General features: G+C 72.9%; 14 protein-coding genes. 7 read left to right on the forward strand and 7 right to left on the reverse strand.

Annotated elements, in window-relative coordinates; genetic code table 11:
* Window position 1: 1 nt before the first annotated feature.
* Window positions 2-706 (reverse strand): triacylglycerol lipase, encoded by a 705-nt coding sequence (locus ASF78_RS02380; protein ID WP_056584467.1) that lies wholly within the window; start codon window positions 704-706, stop codon window positions 2-4.
* A gap of 84 nt (window positions 707-790) precedes the next feature.
* On the opposite strand from ASF78_RS02380, the gene ASF78_RS02385 reads away from it, so the two are divergent.
* A complete protein-coding gene (locus ASF78_RS02385) occupies window positions 791-1615 on the forward strand; it encodes a DUF4239 domain-containing protein (RefSeq protein ID WP_056584470.1) in 825 nt (274 codons plus the stop codon).
* Window position 1616: 1 nt separating this feature from the next.
* Here the strand turns inward: ASF78_RS02385 and hrpB are convergent, their stop codons facing one another.
* From hrpB to ASF78_RS02400, 3 genes are read right to left on the reverse strand one after another with little or no spacing between them, the layout of a single operon-like run.
* On the reverse strand, window positions 1617-4112 hold the full coding sequence (hrpB, locus tag ASF78_RS02390; protein ID WP_200940509.1) for an ATP-dependent helicase HrpB: 2496 nt from the start codon (window positions 4110-4112) through the stop codon (window positions 1617-1619).
* 17 nt (window positions 4113-4129) lie between these two features.
* The gene (locus ASF78_RS02395; RefSeq protein ID WP_082494756.1) at window positions 4130-4981 is read right to left on the reverse strand and encodes a YrhK family protein; all 852 of its coding nucleotides are present in this window, start codon (window positions 4979-4981) and stop codon (window positions 4130-4132) included.
* Window positions 4978-6390, reverse strand: coding sequence for a glutamate decarboxylase (locus ASF78_RS02400; protein ID WP_056584472.1), 1413 nt, complete (start codon window positions 6388-6390; stop codon window positions 4978-4980). Before ASF78_RS02400 ends, ASF78_RS02395 begins: the two co-directional genes overlap by 4 nt.
* Before the next feature lie 114 nt (window positions 6391-6504).
* Between ASF78_RS02400 and ASF78_RS02405 the strand changes: the two genes are divergently transcribed.
* The 5 genes from ASF78_RS02405 to ASF78_RS02425 all read left to right on the forward strand — a co-directional run bounded on the left by ASF78_RS02405 (window position 6505) and on the right by ASF78_RS02425 (window position 13084).
* Window positions 6505-7266, forward strand: a complete 762-nt coding sequence (locus ASF78_RS02405) for a hypothetical protein (protein WP_056584475.1) — start codon at window positions 6505-6507, stop codon at window positions 7264-7266.
* 80 nt (window positions 7267-7346) lie between these two features.
* Entirely contained in the window at window positions 7347-8804 is a 1458-nt protein-coding gene (locus ASF78_RS02410; protein WP_056584478.1) for an SDR family oxidoreductase, read from the forward strand.
* A gap of 42 nt (window positions 8805-8846) precedes the next feature.
* Window positions 8847-9638, forward strand: a complete 792-nt coding sequence (locus tag ASF78_RS02415; protein ID WP_056584481.1) for a transglutaminase family protein — start codon at window positions 8847-8849, stop codon at window positions 9636-9638.
* 25 nt (window positions 9639-9663) lie between these two features.
* Window positions 9664-10386, forward strand: coding sequence for a potassium channel family protein (locus ASF78_RS02420; RefSeq protein ID WP_235518356.1), 723 nt, complete (start codon window positions 9664-9666; stop codon window positions 10384-10386).
* Window positions 10387-10453: 67 nt separating this feature from the next.
* Window positions 10454-13084, forward strand: coding sequence for a hypothetical protein (locus ASF78_RS02425; RefSeq protein ID WP_156374004.1), 2631 nt, complete (start codon window positions 10454-10456; stop codon window positions 13082-13084).
* Here the strand turns inward: ASF78_RS02425 and ASF78_RS02430 are convergent.
* The 3 genes from ASF78_RS02430 to ASF78_RS02440 form a co-directional block, all read right to left on the reverse strand.
* Window positions 13021-14379 carry a DUF6421 family protein gene (locus ASF78_RS02430; protein WP_056587982.1) on the reverse strand — a complete coding sequence of 453 codons (1359 nt, stop codon included), beginning with the start codon at window positions 14377-14379 and terminating at the stop codon, window positions 13021-13023. The genes ASF78_RS02425 and ASF78_RS02430 overlap by 64 nt on opposite strands.
* Window positions 14380-14943: 564 nt before the next feature.
* Entirely contained in the window at window positions 14944-16347 is a 1404-nt protein-coding gene (locus ASF78_RS02435; protein ID WP_056584488.1) for an Hsp70 family protein, read from the reverse strand.
* The gene (locus ASF78_RS02440; RefSeq protein WP_156374005.1) at window positions 16344-17726 is read right to left on the reverse strand and encodes a hypothetical protein; all 1383 of its coding nucleotides are present in this window, start codon (window positions 17724-17726) and stop codon (window positions 16344-16346) included. The genes ASF78_RS02435 and ASF78_RS02440 overlap by 4 nt, the downstream gene beginning before the upstream one ends.
* 198 nt (window positions 17727-17924) lie before the next feature.
* Between ASF78_RS02440 and ASF78_RS02445 the strand changes: the two genes are divergently transcribed.
* Window positions 17925-18914 (forward strand): MoxR family ATPase, encoded by a 990-nt coding sequence (locus ASF78_RS02445; RefSeq protein WP_056584494.1) that lies wholly within the window; start codon window positions 17925-17927, stop codon window positions 18912-18914.
* Window position 18915: the final 1 nt, after the last annotated feature.

Consider the following 18915-nt stretch of genomic DNA (forward strand, 5'->3'; position numbering starts at 1 on the left):
GTCAGGCGCCCACGGTCCGCCGCAGCAGCAGCTCGTGCAGGCGGGGGTCGGCCAGCGGCCGGAAGTGTCCCGGGGTGTCGAGCACCACCTCCGTCGCCCCGTCGAGCGCGCTCCCCGCCGGGATGTGCGGGTCCCACCAGCTGTACACCGACGTGATCCGGTGGTTGACGGTGCGCTCGGCGTCCAGCGCGACGATCGTGGCGTCGCTCGGGATGAACGCCCGCACGGCCGGCGTCACGAACCAGCGCGCGTACGACGACCCCGCGAACGGGGTGTTCACCGCGATCATCGACGCGATGCGGCCGCTGGGGTCCTCCCGCAGCATCGCGAGCTTGCCGATGAGCCCGCCCTTGCTGTGCGCGACCACCACGACGTCGCACAGGTCGTGCGCCGCGAGGTACCGGCCGAGCACGCTCGCCCCGCGCAGCACGGGCCGGCGGTTGCTGCCCAGGTCCGGCAGCACGTGGACCCGCACGCCGTGGTCGTGCAGGAGCGTCGCCAGCGGCAGCAGGAAGTGCCACGACTCGTACACCCCCGGAACCAGGACGACCGGCGGCCCGACCGGGTTCGCGGGACTTCGCAGGGAGTCGGGATCCGTCCGCGACGTGATGCCCGCCGCCTGCCACCCGAGCACCGACGCGTAGTCGCGCGCCCGCCACCAGGTCTGGCGCAGCAGACCACCGGACGTCCTCGTCGCATCCTGCATGCGGACATGGTGCCGCACGACGGGTCCGGTATGGCCCTATCTTGGGCATGTGCCCCGACTCCGTCGCCTCGCGAGCTGCGCCGCATGAACATCGTCGTGGGCGCACTGATCACGCTCGGTGTCACGGCGTTCACGGTGTCCGCGATGCTGCTGGTGCGGCGCCGGGCCCCGGCCGGCAGCTACTTCAGCGACGGGGACCGCGCGTCCGGCGTGTTCGGCGTGCTGGCCACGGGCTTCTCGGTCCTGCTCGGCTTCATCATCTTCCTGGCGTTCCAGTCCTACGACCAGGCGCGCTCCGGGGCCGAGACCGAGGCCGTGACGGTCGCGCAGCAGGTGCAGACCGCCCAGTTCCTGCCCGCCGACGTGCGCGAGGAGCTCACCGGCGAGCTCGTCTGCTACGCCCGGGCCGTGGTGGGCGTCGAGTGGCCGCGGATGCAGGACGGGACCTTGGGTGACGCGTTCAACCCGTGGGGCCCGGCGCTGTTCGAGACGATCGACACCGTCGAACCGCAGACCGCTGTCGAGCAGTCCGCGTACGACCGGTGGATGGACCAGACGTCCAACCGCGAGCAGGCCCGCATCGACCGCGTGCACGGCGCGGAGGGTCTCATCCCCCTGCCGCTGTGGCTGGTCCTGTTCGTCATCTCCGCCGTGATCTTCGTCTATGTCCTGTTCTTCGCGGACTCGGCGGAGGGCGCGGTCACGCAGGGCCTGCTGATGGGCAGCGTCACCGTCGTCATCACGCTCCTCCTGCTCCTGCTGGGCTTCTTCGACCACCCGCACGGGGACCAGGTGGGCAAGCTCGAACCGGCGGCGATGGAGCGCACGGTGCGCATCGTCGACGCGCAGCTGGCCGAGGTCGGCATCGACCTCACTCCACCGTGCGACGCCACGGGCCGCGCCGACTGACCTACCGGCGGACGCCCCGCACCGGCGCGGCGGCCAGCGGGTCGTCGGGCCACGCGTGCTTGGGGTACCGGCCGCGCAGCTCCGCCCGGACCGCCGGGTAGCCCGTGCTCCAGAACGACCCGAGGTCGGCGGTCACGGCCGCCGGGCGACCCGCGGGTGAGAGCAGGTGCAGCAGCACCGGCACGCGACCGTCGGCCAGCCGCGGTGTGGCGCGCCACCCGAAGACCTCCTGCAGCCGGACCGGGAGCACGGGCTGGTCGCCGGTGTAGTCCACCCGCAGGCTCGACCCGCTGGGCACCGTGAGGCGTTCGGGGGCGAGCGTGTCGAGCCGGGACGCGTCGGGCCACGGCAGGAGCCGGCGCAGTGCCTGCACCACGTCGACGCGGCTCAGGTCCCGGGCGCCGCGGACGCGCGCCAGGTCCGGTCCGAGCCAGTACTGGAGGGCGGCCAGGAGGGCGTCGTCGGACACGTCCGGCCAGGGTGCACCGAGCGCGCCGTGCAGGAACGCCATCCGCTGGCGCAGCCCCGAGGCCGCGTCCGTCCAGCGCAGCAGGGCCAGCCCCTCCCGGGTCAGCCCGTCGCGCATCGCCGCCACGACGAGCTCGGGAGGTGGGTCGGCGAGCCGCACGGACGTCAGCTCGATCGCGCCGAGCCGCCGGACGTGGCGCGCGACGACCGCACCGTCGGCCCAGGCGACGACGTCGTCCTCGCGCAGCAGCGCGGGCGCGGCGTCCGTGGCCACCTCGAGGTCGAGCGGTGCGGCCGAGCGGATCGTGGCGTCCCGGCGGCCGGCTCCACGATCCGCGTCGGCGACGGCCAGCCACGGCAGCCCTGCCAGCCCGGAGCCGGGTGGCAGCACCGCACCCGTGCCGGACGTCATCAGGTACGTCGACCCGCCGGGTCGCAGCCGGGCGATGCGGTCCGGGTGGGCGAGGGCGACGACGAGCCCGACGGCGAGGTCGTCGCTGAGCCCGTCCACTGCACCACCGTCCGGGACCGACGCCCGCAGCCGGCCCACCTGCGCCCGCCACGGTCCGGACTGCGGTCCTCCGCGCCGCAGGGCACGCAGCGCCGCGACCAGGTCACCGCCGGGGGCACGCGCGTCCTCGGACAGCAGGGCGACCACCTCGGCCGCGCGTCGTGCCCCCACGAGCGCGGCACCGTCGAGGAGCCCTCGGGCGAGCCGGGGGTCGGCGGGGACCGCCGACACCGCCCGGCCGCGCGCCGTCGGGTGACCGTCGCCGTCGACGGCCCCGAGCGCGACGAGCGTCGCCTGCGCCACCGCCATCGCCGCGGCGGGCGGCCGGTCGAGCAGGGCGAGCCCGAGACCGTCGGGGCTCCCCCAGCACGCCAGCTCGAGCGCGAACGTCGTGAGGTCCGCCGTGAGGATCTCCGGTTCGGGGTGCGCGACCAGGCGCGCGTGGTCGTGCGCGGACCAGCACCGGTACACCGCGCCCGGTCCTTCGCGCCCGGCGCGGCCCGCGCGCTGCTCCGCCGACGCGCGGCTCACCCCGACGGTCACCAGCCCCGCCAGGCCCCGGCGGTGGTCGGTGCGGGGCTCGCGCGACAGTCCCGCGTCGACCACGAGCCGGACCCCCGGCACCGTGAGCGACGACTCCGCGACTGCCGTCGACACGACGACCCGGCGTCGCGTGCCGGCCGTCAGCGCGAGGTCCTGCACGTGCGCGGGCAGCCGACCGTGCAGCGGACGGACGTCGACGTCGAGCCCGCCGAGCCGGCGCGCCACCCCGTCGACCTCGCCGGCGCCCGGAACGAAGACCAGGACGTCGCCGGAACGCTCGGCCAGGGCACGGCGGACCGTCGCCGCCACGTGGTCGAGGAACGCCGGCGTGACCCCGCGGTCGTCGGTCCGGGCGGTGCGCGCGGGGGCCGGGCACCAGAGGGTGTCGACGGGGAACAGCGCACCCGCGACCGCGACCACCGGCGCCGGCTCGGAGCCGCCCAGGAGGGCCGCGGTGCGCTCGGCCTCGACCGTCGCGGACATCGCGACGACGGCGAGGTCGTCGCGCAGGTGCGTCCGGACGTCGACGAGCAGCGCGAGCGCGAGGTCGTCGACGAGGTGGCGTTCGTGGACCTCGTCGAGGATCACCGCGCCGACCCCGGGCAGCTCCGGGTCGCGCTGCAGGCGGCGCAGCAGCACCCCGGTGGTGACCACCTCCACCCTCGTCGCAGCGCTTGCGAGACTCTCTCCCCGGACGGAGAACCCGACGGTGCGACCGACGGGCTCGCCGAGCAGGTGCGCCAGCCGGCGCGCAGCGGCGCGTGCCGCGATCCGCCGCGGCTGGGTGACCACGACGCGCCCGGGGACCGCCGCGGCGACGGCGGGTGGGACCAGGGTCGTCTTGCCGGTCCCCGGTGGCGCCTGCACCACGACGACGCCCCGCGCCCGGAGCGCGGCGACGACGCCGGGGAGCCCGTCGCGCACGGGCAGGTCGGGCGGGTCGGCGAGCAGCCGCGCGATCGGGTCGTCGTCCACGCACGCAGTCTGCGGGGTCAGGCCGACGATCGCTCCCTCGCCGACTCGACGGGCAGCAGCACGGCACCGACCAGGAAGCACACCGCACCGACGAACGTGCCGAGGTTGACCAGCTCGAGATTGGCCGACTGGTCCGTGGACGGCACGTAGCGGGCTGCGACCGCCGAGACACCGAACGCGATCGACCCGAGCATGTTGAGCGCCGCGATGCTCCAGCCGATCGAGCGGTCCGGGCGCGGGAGGACCCCGCGGTTGACCTCGGCGTAGGCGAACCAGCTGGCCACGAGGAAGCAGATCGACCCGTACACGTCGGGCGCCCAGACCAGGTGCCGGGCCTGCTCGGCCGTGAGGTCCGCCTGCGTCGCCGAGAAGGTGCTGATGTTGAAGAACACGGTGCCCACCAGCTGGACCAGCACGGCCCAGAAGTCGATCCGGTGCGGCTTCCAGCCCACGAGCGAGGCGAGCGGGCGGGGCCGCGCCGACTCGGTGAGCACCCCGCCGGGCGCGCGCAGCGTCTCGTGGAACTGCAGGTAGGCGGCCGACGTGAAGAAGATCGAGCCGACGAAGAACGTGCCGGCGACCACGGCCGGGTCGAGGGCGTCGAAGTACAACGGGACCGAGCCGAGGGCGAAGCACAGCGACCCGATCGCGAACAGGCTCCCGATCCACCAGCTCATCGCGCTGGCCCGACCACCCTCGGCCCGGACACCCGCGAGCCGCAGACCGAGACCCTTGCGGTGCCGCCGCGAGCTCCACTCGACCTCGGTCCCGTCCGGGCGCACGAGCACGGCGTGCGTGACGAACCCCAGCGGGCCGCGGGTGTGCTGCACCCGCCAGCCCGCCGGGAGGTCCGGGACGGTCGCCGTCACTTCTGGAGGCCGGTGCGCGCCTTGCTCTTGGCAGCCGCGTGCGCCGGAGAGGTCCACAGGTCCGGCTTGCTCGTCGGTCGCTGCACCGGCTGCTCCGCGACGAGCGCGTCCCATCCGGCCATCAGGTCACGCAGCAGCTGCTCGATCATCATCCGGCTCAGGTCGAGGCGGACGACGACGCGCAGCAGGTGCACCGCGTCCGCGTCGGGCGGCAGGCTGTACGCCGGCACGATCCAGCCGTCCTCACGCAGCCGCGCCGACAGGTGGTAGACGTCGAAGCCCGGATCTCCCTTGATCGAGAACGTCACCACGGGTTCGGCGAGCCCAGGGTTGAGGATCTCGAACCGGCCGCTCGCCTCCAGGCTCTCGTTGAGGAACCGGGCGTTGGCGAGCATCGTCTCGACGATCGACGTGTACCCGCTGCGCCCGAGCCGCAGGAAGTTGTACATCTGCGCCTGGATCATGGCCGACCCGCGCGAGAAGTTGAACGTGTAGGTGGGCTGCGCACCGCCGAGGTAGTTGACGCTGAAGACGAGGTCCTCGGGCAGCCTCGAGGCGTCCCGGAAGATCAGCCAGCCGACCCCCGGGTAGACCAGGCCGTACTTGTGGCCGGACACGTTGATCGATGCGACCTGCTCGAGCCGGAAGTCCCAGCGCAGGTCGGGCTCGGCGAACGGGGCGATGAACGCCCCGCTCGCGCCGTCGACGTGCAGGGGGATGTCCCAGCCCTTCTCCGCCTTGATCCGCACGAGGAGGTCGTTGATCTCCTCGATCGGGTCCGCCTCGCCGATGTGGGTCGTCCCCAGGACCGCACCGACGGCGATGGTGTTCTCGTCGACGTGCGCCTCGACGTCGTCCGCGCTGAGCACGAACCGGTCCGCCTTCATCGGGATCTTGCGCATCTCGACGTCGAAGTAGTTGGCGAACTTGTCCCAGACCACGTGGGTCTCCGCACCGAAGACCACGTTGGGCCGGTCCGTCGCCAGGCCCGCGGCCCGCCGCCGGTCCCGCCACGCGCGCTTGTGGGCGAGCAGGCCGAGCATGATCGCCTCGGACGACCCGATGGTGGCCACCCCGACGACGACGGTGGGGTCGGGGGCGTTGAAGAGGTCGCCGAGCATGTGCACGCAGGCTTCCTCGATCAGGGACGCCGCCGGGTACTCCTCGTGGTCGATGTGGTTCTTGCGCAGGGAGTCGTGGATGAGCTTCTCGGCCTGAGGTTCCATCCAGGTGGTGACGAAGGACGCGAGGTTGAGCGTCTCGCGCCCGTCGAGCATGAGGCCGGTGTGGAGGAGCTCGTAGGCCTCGTCGGGCTCCAGCCCGTGCGGCGGGAACGTCCCGCGGTCGATGTGCTCGCGGAAGCTGGGCCGGCCGTGGATCGGGCCGAACGGGTCGGACGTCTCGCTCACCTGTGCTCCTCCAGTTCATCCGTCCGGAGCCGGCTGACTGCCTCCCCCGGCACGCACCTGCGCGTCGAACGTAGCGCGGTCCGTCCCGATATGTCCCCAGGTAGGGTCCGACTCGTGGCCTGGTACGACGAGACCTTCGTGCAGACCGGGCGCTCACCCGCGCTGTGGGCGCTGGTCGGCTTCCTCGTCACGTTCGCCGTGGTGCGGACCGTCACGCGCCGGATCCATGCCCGGCAGGCGGCACGCGCCGAGGGATCAGGTCCGGTGAAGGACGTCTACATCGGCGGCGTGCACGTCCATCACCAGGTGTGGGGCATCCTGCTCGTGCTCGTCTCCGGGCTCCTGACGTTCCGGTTCCGGCCCGAGTCGCCGTGGATCGACGTCCTCGCGCTGCTCTTCGGCGCGGGCGCCGCGCTCACGCTCGACGAGTTCGCGCTGTGGTTCCACCTGGACGACGTCTACTGGTCGACCGAGGGACGCAAGTCGATCGACGCGATCCTCGTCGGGGGCGCCCTGGGCGGCGCGATCCTGCTCGCCGTCTCCCCCGTCGGCAGCACCAACGAGTCGAACCTGCCTGCGTGGCTGTACTCGTTCCTCGTCGCGACGCACCTGGCGTTCGCCCTCGTGTGCGTCCTCAAGGGCAAGCTGGCGACGGGGATCCTCGGTGTCGTGGTGCCCACGCTCGCCTGGATCGGCGCCGCGCGACTGGCGAAGCCCAGCTCCTACTGGGCACGCCGCCGGTACCGCGGGAAGAAGCTCGAACGCTCGCACCGACGGTTCGGCCCGTCATACCAGGCGCGGCACGACCGGCTGCGCGACCTGCTCGGCGGAGCGCCCGCTGCGCCCCCCGAAGGGCGTCCACAGTCCGACAGGTAGGATCGACCGTTCCCCGCGCGCCCCGGCTCTCGTGCTCCCTGCCCGTCGGCCACTCCCTGTCGACCAGCTAGGACCGCACGATGACTGCCCTCACCACGACCCCGCAGACCCTCGACGGCGTCGACCCCGCCGAGCTCGACGTGTTCCTCCGCGTCGCGGAGCAGATCAGCCGGCTGCCGTCGGACCACCCGCACCTGGCCCTGGCCCGCCGTGCGACGTCCGCACTGTTCAAGGCGGCGAAGAAGCAGCGTCGCGCCGAGAAGCGGGACGCCATCAGCGCCGCCGACCGCGCCGTCATCCACGCGACGGCCACGGGCAGCCCCGGACGCATCGACGACGAGACCCAGGGCATCCCGCTGGTCTCCAGCGCCCAGGGCGCGACCGCGGGGACGCTGCTCAAGGCCCGGCCCTGCTACATCTGCAAGGAGCCGTACGTCGAGGTCGACGCGTTCTACCACCAGCTCTGCCCCGCGTGCGCCCGGCTCAACCACGCGAAGCGCGACGCCCGCACCGACCTCACCGGCAAGCGCGCGCTGCTCACCGGCGGGCGCGCCAAGATCGGCATGTACATCGCGCTGCGCCTCCTGCGGGACGGGGCGACGACCACGATCACCACCCGGTTCCCGCGCGACGCCGCCCGCCGGTTCGCCGCGATGCCCGACAGCGCCGACTGGCTCGACCGGCTGAGCATCGTCGGCATCGACCTGCGCGACCCGGCTCAGGTGGTCGCGCTCGCGGACTCCGTCGCCGCGCAGGGACCGCTCGACATCCTCATCAACAACGCCGCGCAGACCGTCCGCCGCTCCCCCGGTGCGTACACGCACCTGGCCGACGCGGAGCTGGAACCGCTGCCAGACCGGCCGCTGCCGCAGATCACGACGTTCGGCCGCACCAGCAGCGCCCACCCCGTCGCGCTCGCGGGGTCGGTCACCGAGCTCACGAGCATCTCGGCCGGCGCTGTGGCGTCGCTGGCGCTGTCGGCCGAGCACGCGTCCCTGGAACGGCTCGTGGCCGGCACGGCGATCGACGCGGGGGGCCTGGTGCCCGACACGGCGGAGACCAACAGCTGGGTCCACACGGTCGACCAGGTGGACCCGATGGAGCTGCTCGAGGTCCAGCTGTGCAACCAGACCGCACCGTTCATCCTGGTCAGCCGCCTGCGCGGGGCGATGAAGGCGACCGCCGGCGAGCGCGCGTACGTGGTGAACGTCTCCGCCATGGAGGGTGTCTTCTCGCGCGGCTACAAGGGCCCGGGCCACCCGCACACCAACATGGCCAAGGCGGCGCTGAACATGCTGACCCGCACCAGCGCCACCGAGCTGGCGACCGACGGCATCCTCATGACCAGCGTCGACACCGGCTGGATCACCGACGAGCGCCCGCACCCGACCAAGGTCCGGCTGGCCGAGGAGGGTTTCCACGCCCCGCTCGACCTGGTCGACGGTGCCGCCCGCGTGTACGACCCGATCGTGCGCGGCGAGGCCGGCGAGGACCTGTTCGGCTGCTTCCTCAAGGACTACGTGCGGTCCGCCTGGTAGTCCCCAGAGGCGCGCTGCACATCTGTGCACCACGATGAGCGCGTGCATCGTGACCTCAGCGCCCACCTGTCCCTCGACGTCACCTCGCCCGCCACCCTCGCCTTCGAGCTCGCGGTGTCCACGCAGCTCTCCGCACAGGAGTCGCTGCGGGTCACGCTGGACGGCTCACCGGTCCAGGTACGGGAGGTCCCGGACCATCACGGGACACGGCTGCACGTGGTGCAGGCGAACCCCGGCCGTCTCGTCCTCGACTACTCGGCGTCGGTCGACGGTCGCGCGACACCGGTCGCGTCCGACGAGGCCGACCTGCTGCGCTACCTGCGCCCCAGCCGCTACTGCGAGTCGGACACGCTCGGACCTACGGCGCACGCCGAGTTCGCGGGCCTGCACGGGTACGACCTGCTCTCCGCGGTGAGCTCGTGGGTCGGGTCCCGGCTCTCCTACGTCCCGGGGTCGAGCCTGCCCACGGACGGCGCCGTGCAGACGCTGCTGGGCCGCAAGGGCGTGTGCCGTGACTACGCGCACCTGGTCATCGCGCTGCTGCGCGCGCTGGACGTCCCCGCTCGGCTCGTCTCCGTCTACGCGCCCGGACTGTCACCTATGGACTTCCACGCCGTCGCAGAGGCGAACCTCGACGGCCAGTGGTACGTCGTCGACGCCACCACCCTGGCGCCGCGCACGAGCCTCGTGCGGATCGCCACCGGCCGTGACGCCTCCGACACCGCGTTCCTCAACGTGCACCACGGGTACGCCGACCTCGACGAGCTCGAGGTGACCGCCGTCGCGGACGCCCTGCCCGACGACGACGTGCGGGACCTGGTGACGCTCGGCTGAGAGCCGCGCTGCTAGCCTCCGGAACGTGACAGAACCGGACGAGTCAGGCATCGCCGCCCCGCACCGGCGCCGGTCCTTCCTCGCCAGACGGACGGGGACCGACGACTTCGGGATCGTCCTGTCGCTGCTGGTCACGGCGTACGTGGCGTTCGCGCTGAGCTCGGCGCTGTGGGTCGAGCTGGTCGTGCTGGTGCTGTACCTCTTCACGCTCGGCCTGGCGGTGCGGACCTCGCGACCGATGCCGCACCAGAAGCGGTTCGTCCGCGTCGTCCTGGTCGTCTCGGCGGTCGTCGCGGTGGTCTCGCAGCTCGTGCTCCCCCGGGCGGCGGCGGACGGCGTGCTGGACGGTGTGGTCTGCGTGATCCTCATGACCGCACTCGTCGTGATCCTCGACCGGATCCTGCGTCGGACGGCCGTGACGGTGCAGTCGCTGGCCGGCGCGCTGAGCGCGTACCTGATCATCGGGATGTTCTTCGCGAGCCTCTTCGGCGTCATGGACGCCCTCACCCCGGGGCCGTTCTTCGCCTCCGGCGAGGCGGCGAACTCGCGCTCGTTCCAGTACTTCTCCTACACGACCCTGACGACGCTCGGCTACGGCGACTACACCGCGGCACTGTTCCCCGGTCGCAGCATCGCCACGTTCGAGGCGCTCGTCGGCCAGGTGTTCCTCGCCGTCCTCGTCGCCCGGCTGGTCGCCGCGTTCCACGGACGGTCGGAGGCAGCCGCGCCCGACCGCACCGACGACTGATCTCGCGCGTATCTGCGACGACGCTGCCCAGCCCTTATCCAGCACGGACGTGGACCAGGAGGCACCGGTGACGACTTCTCCGGGATCGGGTGGGCTGGTGCCCGCTCCGGTCGAGCTCGGCGGACTCACGGAGATCCGCGTGCACGGCGTCGGCGGGACCAGCCCCGAGTCCCTCCTCGGCGACGCGACGCCCACCCGCGTCGCGGGCGACCGCGTCGCGGGCTTCTACCGGACCACCGACGCCGCCGGGCGGCACCGCGAGGCGTACTCGTGGGGTGGCCTGACGTCCCGCAGCCGGATGCGCGCGCTCTGGGCCCTGCTGCTGCCGTCGATGCTGGCGAACATGGCGGGCTGGATGGCGCGCCGCTGGGTGACGGCCGGTGAGGAGGAGATCAGCCGTCCCGCGACCCTCTGGGTGTTCCGGTGGTTCGCCCGCCTGACCGCGCTGGCCCTGACGATCAGCACCGCGGCGATGGTGACCTATCTCGCCCTCGACGTCCTCGCGTACCAGTGGGGCCGGACGGAGCCGCTGCCCGGTCCGGCGCAGCAGGCGGCCGGGGTGCCCGGTGGTGTCACGTCCTGGTGGGCCCAGACCGTCGAGACGTGGACGGCGGTCGAGCGTCCGGGGAACCGCATCGTGCTCGGCGCTCTCGCGGCCGTCCTGGTCGCCCTCGTGTTCGCGGTCCTCGCGCGCCACTCCCGGTCGTCCTACGAGAGCGTCGTGCCGCCGACGCCCATCAGCGCCGAGCCCGGTGCACCCGACGTCACGTCGACGACCCCGCCGCCGCCGTCCCTGCGGTGCGCCGCCGCCCTCGACGGCGGGCTCCGTGCTGCGGACTTCTGGGCGGGTCTCGAGTGGCACAAGTTCCTGTCCCGGATCCACCTCACGGCCTGCCTCGGCGTGGTCGCCCTCTTCCTCGGGTGGTCGACGTGGGGCCTCGGGGCCGGCACCGGCGCGGGCGCCTTCGGGCAGGTGGCCACGGTGGCTGCAGGCGCCGCGCTGCTCCTGCTCATGGGGATGCTCGCGTTCGACGACGCGCAGGCGGACCTCGGCTGGATCGCGCTGACGCTCACCACCGCCGCCCTCGTCCTGGCGGGGGCGGCCGCGGTCATGCTGCCGCCCGGCGCCGGTCCTGCAGGGATGCTGCCCGGCGCCCGTCCGGCGCTCAACGTCGTCTGGGGCCTGAGCCTGGTCCTGCTGGTCCCGCTCGCCGCGCAGCAGTCCCTCGCGTGGTTCTACCGGCTGTGGCAGACGCGCCGGCTGCGCCGCACCGGGCAGCCCGTGCCTCGGCTCAGCACCTTCCCGTGGGCGGGGCCTTTCGTCATGAACACGATCGCGATGGTCGTGGCGAACACCGTGCTGCTGTCCGCGATCGTCTACGTCGCGGGCGTGGTCGGCACGATCTCGTGGGGCTTCGGCCCGGGGACCGGCGTCTTCGCGGAGCAGGGCACCGTCATCTACGTCCCCATGGCGATCGGCTCGCTCGCGTCGATCCTCTCGCTCGGCCTCATCCTGCTCGTGGTGCTGTTCGCGGCCACGTTCGTCGTCGTGCTCCGCCGCCGGACCAAGGTCAACGCGCCGGGGGTCGAGACGGACCTGCGGACCCGGTACACCGCGGCGGGCATCCCCGACGTCGAGCCGGGCGCGTCCGCGGGGACCGAGGCGGCGTGGTGGCGGTCGGCGTTCGACCCCCCGCTGTTCGGCGCCCGTGGTCGGCAGCGCGCGGGCCGGCCGACCCCCTGGGTGCACAAGGTCACCACCATGCGGTTCGTCGGCGACCACTCCCGTGCCGTCGCGGTCCTGTTCGTCGCGCTCACCGTGTGCGCGGTGGTCGGGCTGGTGCTCTTCCTCAACCAGGTGCTGATCCAGCACCGCGAGCCGCCGATGTTCTTCGTCGAGGTCGGTACGAAGGTCGCCGTCGCCTTCCCGCCGCTGTACGTCCTCGTGCTGACGCTCGCGTGGCGCAACGAGCGCTGGCGTCGCGTCCTGGGGTCGCTCTTCGACGTCGGCACGTTCTTCCCGCGGGCGTTCCACCCGTTCGCCCCGCCCGCGTACGCCGAGCGGGCGGTGCCCGAGCTGACGCGCCGCATCTGGCGCCTGCACGACAACGGCGGTCGTGTGGTGGTGTCCGCCCACTCCCAGGGCAGCGTCATCGCCGCCGCCGCGCTCGGCAGGACGTCGAGCCGCGCAGGTGTGGAGCCGACCATCGGGGTCGTCACCTTCGGCTCGCCCCTCGGCAAGCTCTACCGGTGGGCGTTCCCCGCCCTGTTCAGCGACGGCTTCCTCGCGGGGATCACCGACGACCGTGCAGGCATCGGACCGGTGCTCTGGCGCAACATCTTCTACGCGACCGACTACATCGGCGGCCACGTGAGCTCAGGCACGTCGACGATCGCCGACGCCGTCGACGTCGAGCTCGTCGACCCGCCGACGCACCGGTACGTCGTCGACCAGCCCCTGCCGCGCGTCCTGAGCCACACCGGCTACTGGTACGACGAGGCCTTCTGGCGGGAGGTCGACGAGATGTGCACCGTGACCCTGTCCACGGGCGGACCGCGGCCGGGTTCGGACGTCTCCGGCGGCGGGGTGGACCTGGTGCCGCCCGATCCGACGATGTCGGGGAGCTACCGCGCTCAGGCCGTGATCCCGCTCGTCGACGCCACGACGTCAGCGATCTTGCGGGACAACGCCTCGTAGAACATCGACAGCGGGAACTCGTCGTCCAGCACCGCGTCGGTGAACCCCTTGGGCGGACCGTCGAGCGGCAGGTCGCCGCGCGCCCACACCGACGCCGGGTGCGGTGTCACGGTGCCGGACACGAGGGCGTACGCGGCGAGCCAGTGCGCGGTCTTCGGGCGGTCGATCGACCGCCAGTAGAGCTGCTCGATCTGCTCGGCGAGCGCGATGACCGCATCGGGCACCTGCGGCCAGTCGATCGTGAGCCGCGAGTCCGTCCAGTGCAGCACGTGGTGCTGGTGCAGCCAGGCGAACAGCAGCTGGCCGCCGAGGCCGTCGTAGTTGCGCACCCGGGTGCCCGTCACCGGGAACCGGAACAGGCGGTCGAACAGGATCGCGTACTGCACGTACCGCGCGTGCGGGACGCCCTCGCCCTCCAGCCGCACCGCCGCCCGGAACGCGGTGAGGTCGCAGCGCAGCTCCTCCAGCGAGTACAGGAAGAACGGCATCCGCTGCTTGATCATGAACGGGTCGAACGGCAGGTCGCCGCGCATGTGGGTGCGGTCGTGGACCAGGTCCCACAGGACGAACGTCTCCTCGGCGAGCCGCTGGTCGTCCAGCAGCCGCGCGGCGTCGGGCGGCAGCGCCAGCCGGGTGGTGTCGGCCGCGGCGCGCACGACGCGGCGGAACCGGGCCGCCTCGCGGTCGGCGAAGATCGCGCCCCACGTGAACGTCGGCACCTCACGGACCGCGACCGTCTCCGGGAAGAGCACCGCGGAGTTGGTGTCGTAGCCCGGGGTGAAGTCGAGGAACGTCACCGGGACGAAGAGCGCGTTGCTGAACTGCTCGGCCTCGAGGTGGGCGATGACGTCGGGCCAGCGGACCTGCAGCAGGACGGCCTCGACGCGCCTGTCCGTGCTGCCGTTCTGCGTGTACATCGGGAAGAGCACGAGGTGGGGCAGCCCGTCGACGCGCTGGCGCTGGGGGTGGAACGCGACGAGGGAGTCGAGGAAGTCCGGGACGCCGAACCCCGCGTCGGACCAGCGCGTGAGGTCCTTGCCGACGGCCGTGAGGTAGTCCTCGTCGTGCGGGAGCGCCGGCGCGAGCTCGTCGACGGACCGGACGATCGCGTGCACCAGCTCGCGGGCGCGGGCGTGCTGACCGGCGTCGGGCACCGACCCGTCCTTGACCTGCAGGCCCTGGAGCTCGGTGACGTCCCGCTTCAGGCGCGTCCACGCGGGATGCGAGACGAGCTCGTCGTGTTGCTCGGCCTCGGCGTCGGCGACGACAGCTTCTGGCGGTCGGGCCGCCCAGATCGCGGCGTTGAGCAGGACCTCCGGGTCGGCGAGCGTGTCGACGCCGAGCACGAGCAGGCCGCCGCCCTCGTCGCGCACCCCGGCGCCGACCGTGGCGCCGAGCGCCTGGCTCCCGGTGTCGGTGCGCAGCAGCGGCGCGGCGGGAGCCTGGACGTCGAGGGTGGCGTGCACGGGCAGCACCGCGTCGGTCGTCCAGGCGAGGAGGTCGTCGGCCGTGAGGTCGGCGGGGACGAGACCGCTCGGGGAGACGGACGACGCGTGCGCGGCGATACCGCGGGAGGCGAGCAGCTCGGCGACCTCCGGCGTCTCGGTTCCCGTCGCGAGCACGACCACGCCGGCGCCCGTGACGGGGCGCGTGGGTGTCGTGCCGGGCAGGACGAGGACCAGGTCGGGGTCCTCGTCGGCGGCGACGAAGGCCAGGCCGTGGAGCTCCAGGTGGGCCCGGTGGGTGGGCGGCAGATCACCTGTCGCGTGGACGGTCGGGAACAGCCTCATGCGTGATCTCACCATTCGGACGGCAGCGTTACTGCACGGTACGTTTCGCGCGTCGCCCGGTCAACGATCTCAGGGGCGCAAGAACGTCAGCGCACTCAGACCCGCCACGAACGCCACCGCGACGCCCACCACGAGGAGGGCCACCTTGAGGCCGCGCCGGCTGTCCCCCGTCCAGTGCGCCTCGAGCGTGTCCTTCGACGTCAGGTAGCGCAGCGCCAGGCGGGTGCCGGGTGCGGGCGCGACGACGTCGTCGACCGGTGCGGTGATCCCGAGCGCGCGCGGGTCCGCCTGGACCGCTGCCGCCGCACCGTCGTCGGTCGCGGCGAGCAGGTGGCTGAGGTCCTCGACCGGCGGAGCCGTCTCCGGGCCCGGCGCGGGCGGGACGATCGGGGCGTCCACGGGCAGCGACAGCCGGCTCGCCGCCGTCAGCGCCGCACCCAGGCACACCGCGTACTTCGGGTGCGCGTCGACCACCACCGGGACGCCCAGCTCGGCCGCGATGAGCTCGGACACCAGCGGGATCCGGCTCGACCCGCCCGTGAGCAGGACCGCGTCCAGGTCGTGCGGCGTCAGCCCCGCGGACTCGATCGTGCGGGCGAGCGTGTCGATCGTGCGCAGCACGTCGATCCGGATGGCACCCTCCAGCTCCCCCCGGGTCATCCGGACCTCGCGGGTGATCCCCGGCAGGATCACCGGGATCGTCGCCTCGACGTCCTGGGACAACGTCTCCTTGGCCAGCACCGCGGCCTCGCGCACCGCCGCCAGCCCGTGCCGGACCGCGGCCTCGTCCACGTCCAGCGACGACCACGCGCGCCCGAGGGTCGCCGCCACGTGGTTCATGACGACCTGGTCGACGTCCTGCCCGCCGATGTGCTCGTCTCCCCCGGGCTCGCCCCGCAGCTCGTACCCGTCCGCAGTCTTCTCGACGACCGCGGCGTCGAATGTCCCACCGCCGAAGTCGTACACGGCGACGATCGCACCCGTCTCCACCCGGCGCAGCGCCGCGTAGTGCACGGCGGCGGCGACCGGCTCCGCGACGAGCCCGACGTCCGTCAGGTGGGCCTCGCCCGCCGCCGCGACCAGCAGGTCCCGGCGCAGCTCGCCCCACACCGCCGGGCACGTCAGCGTCACGTGCGCCGCCGGGCCGCCCTCGCGCGCGGTCACCGTCTCGACCACCCAGCGCAGGAGCGTGCCCGTCAGCACCTCCGGAGCGAAGCTCTCGTCGCCGAGCAGCAGGCCCGTCGGGTCGCCCATGCGGCGCTTGAACCCGCGGCCGAGGCGCTCGGGCTCCAGGACGCCGCGACGCACGGCCGCGTCACCGACCAGGAGCGCGCCGTCCGGGCGCAGGAGGACCGCCGACGGGATCGTGTCCGTGCGGTCGCCCAGCGCCACCGTGGCGGCTCGCCCGTCGCGCCAGACCGCTGCAGCCGTGTACGCGGTGCCGATGTCGATGCCGAGCGTGTACGAGCTCATGAGGCTCCCTGCTGCCAGATGCACTGCGCCGCGACCGACCGGAACGTCTCGCACTGGGCCTTCGCGGTGGGTTCGTCCGGCAGTCCGTCGGTGAAGACGACGGTGTTGGGCACCCCGTTCGGACCCTCCAGGAACGCGGCGGAGTCGGCGCTGCTCTTGAGCTGCACGCCCAGCGCACCCGCCGCCTGGAGGGCCGCGACCAGCGCGTCGGCCGCGCCTGCGTTCGCGGTGTCGTCCTGCGGAAAGTTTCCCCACCGCACGTACCAGCCCTGCGGCTCGAACGGCGTCCCGGCGGGCCCGGCCGTCGTCGGCGTCGGCTCGGGCGTCGCGGTCGGGGTCGTCTCGGCCGACGGGACGGCGACGCACGTCTCCTGCCCGAACGCACCCTGCACGTCGCCGGCGACCGCGCGCACCTGGAAACAGTGCTCCGCCTCCGTCAGCCCTTCCCACAGGAACGACGTCTGGTCCGGGTCGTCGACGCCCTCGCTCGACGTACCCGTGACGCCCTGGGTCCACTCCTGGATCCCGTAGCCCGTGGCGTACGGGCTCCGCAGCCACACCACCCGCACCCCGCCCGGTACCGCCTCCAGCGACTCGACCTCGACAGGCGGCGGCGTGCCCGCCCGGAGATCGACCGCCCCGCCCTGCCCGCGCAGCCACAGGTAGCCGAGCACGCCGGCCACGACGAGCAGCAGCGCCAGCACGATCCAGCTCTTCCGGACCACCGCGCGCTGCTCGAACGTGCCCGCGAGCTCCCCCGCGCGGTCCGACCGGCTCACCCGGTAGGTCACCGTGAACGCGTGCGGCACCGGCTTGCCGAGCAGCTGGGGGTTGCGCGCCTGGACCGCGAGGTACGCCGGGACCGTGCGCCCGGCGGGCACCTCGACGACCTGCGGAGCCAGCACGAAGCGGAGCAGCTCCGCCGCGTCGGCGACCTCCAGCGACACCGACAGGTCGGTCGTCCCGGTGTTCCGCAGCTCGACGCGGAACCTGCCCGCGCGAGCACCCTTGGGTCCGTCCCCGCGCAGCCGCACGTCCAGGCCCTGCACGGGGCTGACGACGACGTCCCCCTCGACCACCGCTGCGACGTCCCGGTTCTCCAGCGAGACGCACCGCACGCCGAACGGGATCGTGCCCACGGGGGCGGCCGGCGCGGGCGGGGGGCGGAACACGATCTCGACCGTCTGCTCCTCGGACTCCCCGGGCAGGACCGAGACGTGCTGCGGGACGACGGTCGACCAGCGCGCCGCCTCGCCGAGGACCTCCACGCGGTACTGCGCGACGATGTCGCCGACGTTGCGGACCGTCACCCGGGTCCGCACCTGGCCGCCCGGGTCGGTGGCGAGCGTGTCCTGGGCCAGGACGAGCACCGGATCCATGACGGGCCCCCCTCCCGGTCTGGCAACGCCCGGGGCACCGCGCCGACGTCCGGACCGCCCCCCTCGTGACACGACCGTACCGGGGATGTCGCCTCCCGATCGGGCAGTGCCGGACGTATCTCTGCGCCTGCTCGCGTCTCTACTATCGACGTACGGATTGTCCCAGTTGTGAACAGCACGACCGTATCGGGGGATGTCGTGGATCGTGAGGTCGAGGACGGGACGTCGGCGGGCAGGGCTGCCTGGTTCGCCGACCGGTTCGACGCGCTGGCGGCGAACGTCGAGTCGTTCATCAAGGGCAAGAGCGACGTCGTGCGCATGGCCCTGATCTGCATGCTGGCGGAAGGGCACCTGCTGCTCGAGGACGTCCCGGGCACGGGCAAGACGTCGCTCGCGAAGGCGATGTCGCAGTCCATCGACGGGTCGATGCGGCGCATCCAGTTCACGCCCGACCTGCTGCCGTCGGACGTCACGGGCGTGCAGGTCTACGACTCCGGCAAGCGCGAGTTCGTGTTCCACCCCGGTGCGGTGTTCGCCAACATCGTGCTCGGTGACGAGATCAACCGCGCCTCGCCCAAGACCCAGTCGGCGCTGCTCGAGGTGATGGCCGAGCGCCAGGTCACCATCGACTCGATCCCGTACCTGGTGCCGCGGCCGTTCATCGTCATCGCCACGCAGAACCCCGTCGAGCAGGGCGGCACGTACGACCTGCCCGAGGCGGAGCTGGACCGGTTCATGATGCGCGCCACGCTCGGCTACCCGGACCACGACTCCGAGGTCCAGGTGGTCACCAACATCACCGCGGGCCGCACCACCGACGAGCTCCAGGCCGTCATGAGCACCGCGGACCTGCAGCAGATGAACCAGATCGCCTCGTCCGTGCACCTCGCTCCCGCGGTGCTGGCCTACATCGTGACCATCACCGCGTCGACCCGGACGCTGCCGGAGCTGCGGCTCGGGATCAGCCCACGCGGCACCATCGCCGTCGCCAAGGCCGCCCAGGCGTTCGCCGCGGCACAGGGTCGCTCGTTCGTCACCGCCGACGACGTGAAGGCCGTGCTGCAGTACGTGCTGCCGCACCGGATGATCCTGCGGCCCGAGGCCGAGCTCCAGGGCCGGACCGCCCGCGAGCTGCTGGAGACACTCGTGACCTCCGTGCCCGTGCCCCAGGTGCGAGCCGGGGTGTGAG

It is taken from the genome of Cellulomonas sp. Leaf334 (assembly GCF_001424195.1).
Classification (GTDB): Bacteria; Actinomycetota; Actinomycetes; order Actinomycetales; family Cellulomonadaceae; genus Cellulomonas.